Raw genomic sequence first — 12,494 nt, 5'->3', positions numbered from 1 at the left:
TTGAAGTAGCTAGAAATCTAGGAAATACAAGGGATTATTGAGTTTATCGTGTTTTATCATGTAAAATGCTTGTGCAAAATTGTCTGACAACGACTGTTTTTCTTGATTATTTATGCTATAATGAAAAGGTAAAATTTTATTTTTTGGAGAAATCTTATGAAAAAAAGCAAATGGTTAGCCCTCGCGGGTGTGGCACTCCTCAGTGTAGGTGCCTTAGCGGCTTGTTCTTCTAAGTCAAGTACTAGTGGAACGACTTATGGTTATGTTTATAATTCAGACCCAGAATCATTGGATTACATCACTTCAAATACAGGACCTACTAAGACAGCTGTGACAAACGGTGTAGATGGTCTTATGGAAGCAGATAAATATGGGAACCTTGTTCCTTCAGTAGCTGAAGATTGGTCTGTGTCTCAAGATGGTCTGACTTATACTTATAAAATCCGTAAGGGAGTTAAATGGTATACTTCTGATGGTGAAGAGTATGCTGATGTGACTGCTAAGGACTTTGTGACTGGTCTTAAGCATGCGGCTGATGGCAAGTCTGGAGCCCTCTATTTGGTACAAGATTCTATTGCTGGATTGTCTGACTACCTTTCTGGTGCCAATAAAGATTTCTCAAATGTTGGCGTTAAAGCAATCGACGATTATACATTGCAATACACCCTTAAAAAACCGGAGCCATACTGGAACTCTAAAACAACTTATGGCTTGCTCTTCCCAGTTAACGAAGACTTTCTTAAGAACAAAGGGAAAGATTTTGGTAAGTCAACAGACCCAACATCTATCCTCTATAATGGTCCTTTCATTCTCAAATCTTTGACAGCTAAATCATCTATTGAGTTGACTAAGAATGAAAATTATTGGGACAAGAAGAATGTACACTTTGATGCCATCAAATTGTCATATTATGACGGTTCGGATCAAGAGGCTCTAGAACGTGGTTTCACGGATGGTGCCTATAGTTTGGCTCGTGTCTACCCAACGAGTTCTAACTATGCTTCAGTTGAGAAAAACTATAAAGATAATATTTATTACACAGCACCAGGTGCATCTACATCGGCTATTGGTGTGAATATTGACCGCCAAAGCTATAAATTCTCAGCCAAGAAGACGGATGCTGAAAAGACATCAACTAAGAAGGCTCTTCTAAACAAAGACTTCCGTCAATCAATCAACTTCGCAATTGATCGTACGGCTTATCAATCACAAATGAATGGTAAAGATGGTGCAGCTCTAGCTCTACGTAACCTCTTTGTTCCTTCTGATTTTGTCAGTGCAGGTGATAAGACCTTTGGAGATCTTGTAACAGAGAAAATGTCCTCTTATGGTGATGAATGGTCAGGTGTAAACTTTACTGATGGTCAAGATGGCCTCTACAATGCTGAAAAAGCTAAGACTGAGTTTGCCAAAGCTAAGGAAACTCTCCAAGCAGATGGTGTTCAATTCCCAATTCACTTAGACCTTCCTGTTGACCAAAGTTCTAAAATCAATGTTGCTCAGGCCCAATCTTTGAAACAAACCATTGAGCAATCATTGGGTAGCGATAATGTGGTTATCGATGTTAACCAATTATCATCTGATGACATACAAAATGCAACCCTTAACGCGGCTAATGCAGCGGCAGAAGACTGGGATATTTCAAACGGTGTCATTTGGGGTCCAGACTATCAAGACCCATCAACTTACCTTGATATCTTTAAGACAACTTCAAGTGAAAATACCAAGACTTTCATGGGGTATGATGATCCAAACAATGCTGCCGCAGCTCAAGTAGGTCTTAAAGATTATGACGCCTTGCTTGATTCAGCAGCTTCAGAAACAACAGACCTCAACGCTCGTTACGACCGTTATGCTCAAGCCCAAGCTTGGTTGGAAGATAGCTCTCTTGTCATTCCATTGACTGTTGGTAACGGTGCAGCACCAGTTATCTCACGCTTGACACCATTTACGGGTGCTAGCATGCAAGTGGGTGATAAGAACTCATCAGACTACTTCAAATATGTGAAACCACAGGAAAAAGTAGTTACTAAGAAAGAATATGAACAAAGTCGTGAAAAATGGCTTAAAGAAAAGAAAGCATCTAACGAAAAAGCTCAAAAAGATCTTGAGAAACACGTTAAATAATAATCTTGAGGAAAAGGCAGTTTGCCTTTTTCTTTTGTCAAAAAAGGGCTAATTCCTAGTGTTCATGAGGGGTATAATTGTGAGAAAGTCAGCATAAGACAAAATATTCTGAAAATTGTACTCATCTTATTTTTTATGGTATAATGTAGGCATATCAAAAAAGATTTTTGGAGAATGCTTATGAAAAAAAGTAAATGGTTGGCCCTTGCGGGTGTTTCCCTCCTAAGTGTTGGGGTTTTAGTGGCTTGTTCATCAAAATCAAACACTTCAAGCAATACTTATAACTATGTTTATACTGCTGATCCTGAAACATTGGACTATCTTATTTCCAATAAAGGTTCAACGACTGATGCTGTGACAAATGGTGTCGATGGCCTTTTGGAAAACGATAAATATGGTAACTTGGTACCTTCTATTGCCAAGGACTGGACTGTTTCAGCTGATGGTTTGACTTATACTTACAAACTTCGTAAGGGAGTTAAATGGTACACTTCAGATGGTGAAGAGTATGCAGAAGTAACAGCTAAAGACTTCGTAACAGGTCTTAAGCATGCTGCTGATAAAAAGACAGAGTCAATTTACTTGGCAAAAGATTCTGTAGTAGGTCTTGCTGATTATTTCAATGGTACTGATAAAGACTTCTCTAAAGTTGGCGTTAAAGCTCTTGATGATTACACTCTTCAGTACACACTTAAACAACCAGAACCTTACTGGAATTCTAAGATGACTTATTCTCTCTTCTGGCCTGTAAATGAAGAGTTTCTTAAGTCAAAAGGGGATAGCTTTGGTAAATCAACAGATCCATCATCTATCCTTTATAATGGTCCATATATCCTTAAGTCATTGACAGCTAAATCATCTATCGAGTTGGCTAAAAATGAAAACTATTGGGATAAGAAAAATGTTCACTTTGACGGCGTTAAACTATCTTTCTACGATGCTTCAGACCAAGAATCGCTTGTCCGTAATTTCACTGACGGAGCTTATAGTCAAGCACGTCTATACCCAACAAGCTCAAACTTTGATTCAGTAGAAAAACAATATAAAGATAATATCTTCTATACACAACCTTCTGCAGATGTTCTTGGTGCTGGTGTTAACATTGACCGTCAGTCTTACAACCATACATCTAAGAAGACAGATGCTGAGAAGGACTCAACTAAGAAGGCTCTTCTTAACAAGGACTTCCGTCAATCAGTTAACTTCGCTATTGACCGTACAGCTTATTCAGCACAACTTAATGGTGAAAAAGGTGCAGCTCTTGCGATTCGTAACCTACTCGTAAAACCTGACTTCGTTTATGCTGGTGACAAGTCATTTGGCGATTTGGTAACTGAAAAGATGGCTTCATATGGTGACGAGTGGTCAGGTGTTAACTTTAAAGACAGTCAAGACGGTATCTTCAATGCTGATAAGGCTAAGGCTGAATTTAACAAAGCTAAGGAAGCTCTTCAAGGAGAAGGTGTTCAATTCCCAATTCACTTGGACCTTCCAGTTGACCAAGCAGCTAAAACAACGGTTGCACGTGCACAATCTTTGAAACAATCTGTTGAAAAGACACTTGGTAAAGAAAATGTCGTGGTAGATGTTCATCAAATGTCTCAAGATGATCTTCTAAATAGCACATTGTATGCAGCTAATGCAGCGGCAGAAGACTGGGATATCAATATCTCAGTAGCTTGGGCTCCTGACTATGAAGATCCATCAACATTCCTCGATATCTTCAAAACAACAGCTAGTGAGAACACTAAAACTTACATGGGATTTGACGACCCTAACAATGCAGCAGCAGCTCAAGTAGGTCTTAAAGACTTTGATGCTTTGGTTGATAATGCAGCTAAGGAAACAAGCGACCTCAATGTACGTTATGAACGTTATGCTGAGGCACAAGCTTGGTTGGAAGACAGCTCGCTCTTTATGCCACTTATGGTCAATAAGGGGGCTGCGCCAATGGTAGCTCGTTTGACACCATTCTCAGGTGCTTACTCTCAAGTAGGACCTAAGGGTTCTGACAGATACTTCAAGTACCTTGAACCTCAAAAAGATGTTGTCACTAAGAAAAACTATGATAAAGCTCGCGAAAGCTGGCTTAAAGAAAAGTCTAAGTCCAACGAAAAAGCTCAAAAAGACCTTGAGAAACACGTTAAATAAAAGGACGATGGAACTTTCTCATTCGATTGGGAAAGTTCTTTTGGAATTAAAGGAAGAGACATGAAAAAATACATTTTATTGAGAACCCTCCGTTCTCTATTGTCAATATTTGTCGTGACGGCCTTGACCTACACGATTATCTATACCATGGTGCCGAGGCGTCTGATTTTCAGACAGGACCCTAACTACAATAAGATTGCTAAGACAGCTGATTCTAAGACTAACTATGAAAATACAATCTATGAACGTATGGGTTATATTGATTACTATGACACCAAGGAGTTGCAGGAGAAAGCTAGCTCCCTCGATAAGTCAGTAACCACTAAGCCAACAAAAGAAAATAAGGCTATTTACCAAAAATATGTGGATAGTTTAGGACGTGGCTGGCGTTTGCATCAATTCAAGCAAAGTAAACAATTCTATGCGACACGTGATGTGCCGGTGCTTGAACGTGTGTTTGGCTTCTATGCACACCTCTTTGAATTTGACAATACCGGATGGGTTAAAGATAAAACAAATCCAAACTTGAAGCGTTACATCCGTATTGAAAATGACCCAGCTATCGGTTGGTCAGTTGTCGGTTCAGGGACTAAGCATAAATATTTGCTTTACTTTAACAGTCAGTTCCCATTTGTTCACCAAAACTTTGTTAAGATGAACCTTGGTACATCTTACCCAACTTATGCTGAGCAAGGTGTTCTTGATGTTATTACACAAGGTCAAGGGCAAACACAAAGCTCTGAGGTCAACTTCCCTACTGGTAAGAAAGTATCTTCAGTAGATATCTACTCTCGTACTTATAAATCACCAAGTCAGGCTGATGCTAGGGATCGTTCTTACTATGGTGATGACCCATACACATCTACTAAGAGTCGCTACCAATACCCATCAATGGTGACAAGTTCTGCCATTGCTGGTTTGATTGGTTTGGTCTTGTCTTATGCTTTGGCAATTCCATTGGGATCATACATGGCACGCTTTAAAAATACACTCTTTGATAGTATTTCAACTGGTGTCTTGACTTTCTTGCTCTCACTACCAACCATCGCCTTGGTTTATATCATTCGTTTGATTGGTTCTGAGATTGGTCTTCCAGATTCCTTCCCTATCTTGGGTGCGGGTGACTGGCGTTCATACGTCTTGCCATCTGTTATTCTCGGTCTTTTGTCTACACCAGGTCTTGCCATTTGGATTCGTCGTTACATGATTGACTTGCAGTCACAAGACTTCGTTCGTTTTGCACGTGCCAAAGGGTTGTCAGAACAAGAAATTTCGAATAAACACATTTTCAAAAATGCTATGGTTTCCTTGGTTTCAGGGATCCCAGCATCTATCGTTAGTGTTATCACAGGGGCAACCTTGACAGAAACAATCTTTGCCTACCCTGGTATGGGTAAAATGTTGATTGACTCTGTCCGTGCTTCAAATAACGCTATGGTTGTGGGTCTTGTATTTATTTTCACAGCCCTCACCATCTTCTCATTGCTTGTGGGTGATATCCTTATGACTATGATTGACCCACGTATCAAATTGACATCTAAAGGAGGTAAATAATGGCTTCAATTGATAAAAGTAAGTTCCAATTTGTAAAGCGCGATGATTTTGCCTCTGAAACAATTGATGCGCCGGCCTATTCATACTGGAAATCGGTGATGCGTCAGTTCTTCAAGAAAAAGTCAACAACTGTTATGTTGGGTATCTTGATTGCTATCATTTTGATGAGCTTTATCTACCCAATGTTTTCAAAATTTGACTTCAATGACGTGTCTAAGGTTAATGACTTTAGTGTGCGTTATGTGCATCCAAATGCTCAATACTGGTTCGGTACAGACAGTAATGGTAAGTCTCTCTTTGACAGTGTTTGGTTTGGAGCTCGTAATTCTATCCTTATTGCTGTTATCGCTACCTTCCTTAACGTTGCTATTGGTTTAGTCGTTGGTGCTGTTTGGGGGATTTCTAAGACCTTCGATATGATTATGATGGAAATCTACAACATCATCTCAAACATTCCTGCCCTCCTTGTCGTTATCGTCTTGACTTACTCATTGGGTGCTGGTTTCTGGAACATGATCTTTGCCATGACTGTCACAGGTTGGATTGGTATTGCCTATACTATCCGTATTCAAATCATGCGTTACCGTGATTTGGAGTACAACTTGGCTTCTCGTACTTTGGGAACACCAACTCCTAAGATTGTGGTTAAAAATATCATGCCACAACTTGTATCGGTTATCGTGACTATGGCTAGTCAGCTCTTGCCAGGATTTATCTCTTACGAAGCTTTCCTTTCTTACTTTGGTTTGGGGCTTCCCGTTACGACGCCTAGTCTTGGTCGTTTGATTTCAGACTATGCACAGAACGTTACAGTCAATGCTTATCTCTTCTGGATTCCATTGACTACCTTGATCCTCGTTTCCCTCTCTCTCTTTATTGTCGGTCAAAACTTGGCGGATGCCAGTGACCCACGTACGCATAGATAGGAGTCCAATATGACAGAAAATAAAAATGTAATATTATCGGCTCGCGATATCGTCGTGGAATTTGACGTTCGTGACCGTGTTTTGACAGCTATTCGAGGGGTTTCCCTTGATTTGGTTGAAGGTGAAGTTTTAGCCTTGGTTGGTGAGTCTGGTTCAGGTAAATCAGTTTTGACCAAGACTTTCACAGGGATGCTTGAAGAAAATGGTCGTGTAGCCAGCGGTTCTATTGATTATCGTGGCCAAGATTTGACCAAGCTTAAGAGCCACCAAGATTGGGCGCCAATTCGTGGAGCTAAGATTGCGACTATCTTCCAAGATCCTATGACCAGTCTTGACCCAATTAAGACTATCGGTAGCCAAATTGTTGAAGTCATTGTCAAACACCAAGGAAAATCAGCCAAAGAAGCTAAAAAAATGGCCATTGACTACATGGACAAGGTTGGTATTCCTGATGCTGAAAAACGTTTCAACGAATATCCTTTCCAATACTCTGGTGGGATGCGTCAACGTATCGTCATTGCCATTGCCTTGGCTTGTCGTCCTGATGTCCTAATCTGTGACGAGCCAACAACTGCCCTTGACGTGACCATTCAAGCTCAAATCATTGACCTCTTGAAATCACTCAAAGAGGAGTATGGTTTCTCAGTGATTTTCATTACCCATGACCTTGGTGTGGTAGCAAGTATCGCTGACAAGGTTGCTGTTATGTATGCTGGTGAAATCATTGAGTACGCAACTGTAGAGGAGATTTTCTATGAGCCTTGTCACCCATACACGTGGAGCTTGCTTTCAAGCTTGCCACAGTTGGCTGACGATAAGGGTGAGCTTTTCTCAATTCCAGGGACACCACCATCACTTTATACACCTGTTGTTGGAGATGCCTTTGCCTTGCGTTCAGACTATGCTATGCAAATTGACTTCGAGGAAAAAGCACCAAAATTCCAAGTTTCAGATACTCATTGGGCTAAGACCTGGCTCTTACATGAGGATGCACCAAAAGTTGAAAAACCTGCGGTTATCCAAAATCTACATGAAAAAATCCGTGCTAATATGGGATTTGCACATTTAGGAGATGAGGAGGAAGGCAATGCCTGAGAAGTTAGTTGAAGTAAAAGATGTGGAGATTTCCTTCGGTGAAGGAAGCAAGAAATTCGTTGCTGTCCACAATGCTAATTTTTTCATCAACAAGGGTGAAACCTTTTCCCTCGTTGGTGAGTCTGGTAGTGGTAAAACCACTATCGGGCGTGCCATTATTGGTCTAAATGATACAAGTAATGGTGAGATTATTTTTGACGGTAAGAAAATCAATGGACACTTATCTCACTCTGAGAAAAACGACCTTATCCGTCGTATTCAGATGATTTTCCAAGACCCTGCGGCTAGTTTGAATGAACGTGCAACAGTTGATTATATCTTGTCTGAGGGCTTGCATAACTTCCATCTCTATAAGGATGAGGAAGATCGTAAAGCTAAAATCAAGGAAATCATCAAAGAAGTGGGACTTCTTGAGGAGCACTTAACACGTTACCCTCACGAATTTTCTGGGGGACAACGTCAACGTATCGGTATTGCGCGTTCCTTGGTTATGCAACCTGACTTGGTCATCGCTGACGAACCAATCTCAGCCCTTGACGTGTCAGTCCGTGCCCAAGTTTTGAACCTGCTTAAGAAATTCCAAAAAGAGTTGGGATTGACCTATCTCTTTATCGCTCACGACTTGTCAGTGGTCCGTTTCATTTCTGACCGTATCGCTGTTATTTACAAGGGGACAATCGTGGAAGTTGCTGAGACAGAAGAACTCTACAACAATCCTATCCACCCTTACACCAAGTCACTCTTGTCTGCTGTTCCTATTCCAGACCCAATCTTGGAACGTAAGAAAGTCTTGAAGGTTTATGATCCAAACCAACATGACTATTCTGTTGATAAACCAGAAATGGTTGAACTACGTCCAGGACACTTCGTTTGGGGTAACAAAGCCGAAATCGAGACTTATCGTAAAGAACAAAGTAAATAAGTCTTTTCAATGCAAAAAAAATCGTGTTCCAAAAGGAACACGGTTTTTCTTTAGTCCAAATATAAGCGTTTGGTCATGATATAGTAGGTACCAAAGTAACTTGCCGCGATGAGAATGAGAGACTGAACTAGACTAATGATATATGACGAGTTATTACTTGCAGTATATGTTGCATCTCCGGTCAAGGCTGCACCGAGTCCAAAGAAGAAACCAATAAAGAATAGGATAGCCTGAATGGCGAAAAAGGCGACAAATCCCATAAGAACTTTGTTAGTGTTGAAGAGGTTTCCGATACTAATACAGAGGTAATAGAAAAGGATACCAGCAATCATTGACAAGATTGTAGAAGGGATGAATAGGTAGAAAGCGCCTATCTCTTTTAGGATTTGGCCAAAGTAGCTGGTAGCTAGGAGGATATCTTTCATATCAAGGCAGAAAGCAGCTATTATTCCAATCGAAAGAAGTATAACGAGTGATGAAATGATATCTAAAATAAAGGCTACCAAGAGTTTAGACAAGATTAATTGGTGGGCAGAAACTGGGAGCGTATTGGTTAGATAACCTTCTCTCCCAAAGACAGTCTTTGCAAAGCGTCTGACAATGAGGACTATTGTTGCTATATAAATGGCTCCCCATACAATAATGGTAGCAAAAACCATCAGTGTGAAGAAAGCAAAAAAGAGTAGACTAGGTTCTTGGTGGCTCTGTTCAGTTACAAAAATAAATTTTTGAAGCATTAAACCCAAGGGGATTGAGAGTAGGATAGCAATAGCATATATGCCAAGATACCACTTGCGGACTGATTGTAATTCATACTTAACTAATTTCCAAAACATGCTCATACCTCCTAGTTGTGGAACATCTCTCTAAAGAGTTTGTCGATAGATTTGCCATGGGCTTGACGGATATTATCAGCATCACCCTGAAGTTCAATCTGACCGTATTTTAGGAAAACAACTTCATCTAGGACGGATTCAATATCTGCAATCAAATGGGTTGAAATGATAACAGAAGCATCTTCAGAGTATTGGTTGATGATGGTTTTAAGGATGTAGTCACGTGACGCGGGATCGACCCCACCGATAGGTTCATCGAGGAGATAGAGTTTAGCTTCACGACTCATAACCAAAATCAACTGAACTTTTTCTTTGTTACCTTTTGAAAGGTCTTTAAGGCGCAAATCAGGCTGGAGCTTTAGATCTTGCAAGAGTTGCAAGGCAAGAGGATAGCGGAAGTCAGCATAGAAATCTTGGAAGAAGTCCAAGTAGTATTGGATAGTCTTACTTTCATCCAAATAAGTTGTATCAGGTAGATATGCTACTTGAGCTTTGGTGATAGGTGATGGCTGAAATCCATTAATAGTTACTAAACCAGAAGTTGGTTGAAGGAGGCCATTCAAAATCTTGATGAGAGTTGTTTTACCACTACCGTTTGGTCCTAAGAGACCAATGATTTTACCAGACGGGATGGACATGGTTACATCTCTAAGGGCTGGAATACCATTATAGGTCTTGGTGAGATTTGTTAGAGTTACAATATCAGTCATCGGTCTATAAGTCCTTTCCTGTTTGTTCGATGTAGTCAGTAATGATGGCTTTGATTTCAGGTGAGCTAAAACCAATGGCTGCCATCTCAGTGACAAAGTTTTTCATGAGACTTTGGGCAATCTCATGTCGTTTTTGATCAATAAGTTTTTCATCTTCAGTAACAAAGCGACCAGAGGTACGGGCAGAATAGACCAGCCCCTCTTTTTCAAGTTCTTGGAAGGCTCTTTGTACGGTGTTGGGATTGACCCCGGCTTCCTGAGCAAATTCCCTTACAGGTAGGAGTTGTTGTCCCATACTCAATTCCTTGGAAGCTATCTTCAGTTTGACGCGATAGGCGATTTGGAGATAGATTGGCGATTTTTCATCAAATGTCCAAGCCATAAGAGACTCCTTTCTAAAAGTATAATAGTATTATTCTTGTACTATCGTAATGATACAACTAAAATGATGAATTTGCAAGTAAAATACCATATTTTCTCTAATTTCTTTGGCTTTTCCCAAACTTATATTCCTATTTTTGGTACAATAGGGGCAAGTATATTCGACCTGAAGGGAGATTATTTTGAAAATTTTAGCAACAGATATGGATGGTACCTTTCTAGACCATCTTGGTGCCTATGACAAAGCACGTTTGGATAACCTTTTGGATGCTTGTGAAGCTAAAGATTATGTTTTTACCGTAGCTTCTGGCCGAGCCCTCTTGGCCTTGGAGGAGCTTTTTGATGGGTTTGTGGACCGTATTGCGATTATTGCGGAAAATGGGGCCTTGGTTCAGTACAAGGGTGAGGTCTTGTTCGAGTCCAAGCTAGAACCTAAGGATTATTTGCAAATTGCAGATACAACTTTATCCCTGCCAACTTGTGAGGGAATTCTTTTGTCAGGCCGTCGTGGTGCCTATGCACCAAATGATGCAGATCCAGCCTATCTTAAGGCCATGGAACGTTACTATGAAAATGTCATGGCAACGGACCTTGAAGCGGTCACAGATGATATTTTCAAGGTAACTGCTAAGTTCCAAGGAGATACCATCATGGAACGTGGTGACTACCTCAACACGATTTTTGAGGATATGACAGCTGTGACAACTGGCTTTGATTCTATGGATATCATCCTTAAAGGTGTGGACAAGGGCTTTGGTCTTTACCATCTTTGCCAAGAGTTGGGGCGTCAGGCTTCAGATGTTGTAGCCTTTGGTGATAATCTCAATGATATGGAGATGTTGACCTTTGCGGGTCGTGCGGTTGCTACGGAAAATGCGCGTGATGAGATTAAGGCAGTAGCAGATGAGGTGATTGGTCACCATAAAGATGGTGCAGTCTTTGACTACATGGAAGGATTGGTGGGCTCAGATGTCTGAGATTAAATTACTAGCCTTGGACCTAGATGGAACCCTCTTTACTAAGGATAAGCAAGTAACAGCTGAAAATAGAGCTGCTCTGAAGGCGGCAGAAGCTAAGGGAGTTCATGTGGTCATTACGACTGGTCGTCCTCTGCCAGCTATTACTCATATCTTGGAAGATTTGGGCTTGTTGGATGATAAGCACTATAGTGTGACCTTCAATGGTGGCTTGGTTCAGCGTAATAATGGGGATATTCTCATAAAGAAAGAGATGAGTCGAGAAGATTTAAAGCAGATTTATGCTGTCTTCGAACCTCTAGGGCTCCCTATGGATGTCATCAGTGATGGCATTGTCTATGGTGTGCCAAGTAAAGGCAATCATTCTCTCTATCGTCAGGCTAACCCTACCTTGACCTTCGTTGATGTGGAGAGTATTGATGACATTCCTGAAAATATCGTCTATAATAAGGTAGTTACGGTCTGTGAGGAGGCATTTTTGAATGCCCAAATTCAAAAACTACCTAAACAGCTATACCAGAATTTTGAAGTTTTTAAGTCTCGTGAGATTATCCTTGAAGTCATGCCGAAAGGGGTTCATAAAGCTGTAGGCTTGAAACTTTTGTCTGATTATCTTGCCCTTGATAAAAGTCAGGTTATGGCTATGGGAGATGAGGAAAATGACTTGACCATGTTGGAGTGGGCTGGTCTTGGTGTAGCTATGGCAAATGCTGTTCCTAAGGTTAAGGCTGTTGCCAAGGCAGTAACGACAAAAACTAATGAGGAATCTGGTGTGGCTGAGGCCATCCACAAATATATTCTAGAGAAATAAGGAG

11 protein-coding genes are annotated in these 12,494 nt (G+C 40.7%); 8 read left to right on the top strand and 3 right to left on the bottom strand.

Translation table 11 applies throughout. The features are described from left to right. The first annotated feature begins 156 nt into the window (after positions 1-156). The 6 genes from ADH51_RS00120 to ADH51_RS00095 all read left to right on the top strand — a co-directional run bounded on the left by ADH51_RS00120 (position 157) and on the right by ADH51_RS00095 (position 8,775). Positions 157-2,127: a peptide ABC transporter substrate-binding protein gene (locus ADH51_RS00120; protein WP_048673701.1), complete on the top strand. Its 1,971-nt coding sequence runs from the start codon at positions 157-159 to the stop codon at positions 2,125-2,127. A gap of 180 nt (positions 2,128-2,307) precedes the next feature. Continuing rightward, positions 2,308-4,278 carry a peptide ABC transporter substrate-binding protein gene (locus tag ADH51_RS00115; protein WP_048673699.1) on the top strand — a complete coding sequence of 657 codons (1,971 nt, stop codon included), beginning with the start codon at positions 2,308-2,310 and terminating at the stop codon, positions 4,276-4,278. 60 nt (positions 4,279-4,338) lie between these two features. Then, positions 4,339-5,832, top strand: coding sequence for an ABC transporter permease (locus tag ADH51_RS00110; RefSeq protein ID WP_048673698.1), 1,494 nt, complete (start codon positions 4,339-4,341; stop codon positions 5,830-5,832). Continuing rightward, positions 5,832-6,758: an oligopeptide ABC transporter permease OppC gene (oppC, locus tag ADH51_RS00105; RefSeq protein ID WP_002884564.1), complete on the top strand. Its 927-nt coding sequence runs from the start codon at positions 5,832-5,834 to the stop codon at positions 6,756-6,758. The genes ADH51_RS00110 and oppC overlap by 1 nt, the downstream gene beginning before the upstream one ends. Before the next feature lie 9 nt (positions 6,759-6,767). Beyond that, positions 6,768-7,853, top strand: a complete 1,086-nt coding sequence (locus ADH51_RS00100; RefSeq protein WP_048673696.1) for an ABC transporter ATP-binding protein — start codon at positions 6,768-6,770, stop codon at positions 7,851-7,853. Further along, on the top strand, positions 7,846-8,775 hold the full coding sequence (locus ADH51_RS00095; protein ID WP_002884751.1) for an ATP-binding cassette domain-containing protein: 930 nt from the start codon (positions 7,846-7,848) through the stop codon (positions 8,773-8,775). Before ADH51_RS00100 ends, ADH51_RS00095 begins: the two co-directional genes overlap by 8 nt. Before the next feature lie 50 nt (positions 8,776-8,825). Here ADH51_RS00095 and ADH51_RS00090 read toward each other — a convergent pair whose 3' ends face one another. Genes ADH51_RS00090 through ADH51_RS00080 form a run of 3 tightly spaced genes read right to left on the bottom strand, consistent with a single transcriptional unit; the run spans position 8,826 to position 10,703 of the window. After that, entirely contained in the window at positions 8,826-9,611 is a 786-nt protein-coding gene (locus tag ADH51_RS00090; RefSeq protein WP_048673694.1) for a hypothetical protein, read from the bottom strand. Between the two features lie 11 nt (positions 9,612-9,622). Continuing rightward, a complete protein-coding gene (locus tag ADH51_RS00085) occupies positions 9,623-10,321 on the bottom strand; it encodes an ABC transporter ATP-binding protein (RefSeq protein WP_002884466.1) in 699 nt (232 codons plus the stop codon). 4 nt (positions 10,322-10,325) lie between these two features. Next, entirely contained in the window at positions 10,326-10,703 is a 378-nt protein-coding gene (locus tag ADH51_RS00080) for a GntR family transcriptional regulator (RefSeq protein WP_002884206.1), read from the bottom strand. Positions 10,704-10,884: 181 nt separating this feature from the next. Here ADH51_RS00080 and ADH51_RS00075 point away from each other — a divergent pair, with 181 nt between their 5' ends. Together ADH51_RS00075 and ADH51_RS00070 are read left to right on the top strand one after the other, a co-directional pair. Further along, on the top strand, positions 10,885-11,679 hold the full coding sequence (locus tag ADH51_RS00075; protein WP_002884689.1) for an HAD-IIB family hydrolase: 795 nt from the start codon (positions 10,885-10,887) through the stop codon (positions 11,677-11,679). Beyond that, a complete protein-coding gene (locus ADH51_RS00070; protein WP_002884514.1) occupies positions 11,672-12,490 on the top strand; it encodes a Cof-type HAD-IIB family hydrolase in 819 nt (272 codons plus the stop codon). Before ADH51_RS00075 ends, ADH51_RS00070 begins: the two co-directional genes overlap by 8 nt. Positions 12,491-12,494 lie beyond the last annotated feature (4 nt).

The organism is Streptococcus sp. 449_SSPC (assembly GCF_001073005.1).
Classification (GTDB): domain Bacteria; phylum Bacillota; class Bacilli; order Lactobacillales; family Streptococcaceae; genus Streptococcus; species Streptococcus salivarius_F.
Note: the sequence above shows the minus strand (reverse complement) of the source record. Positions and strands in the feature narration are given on the sequence as shown.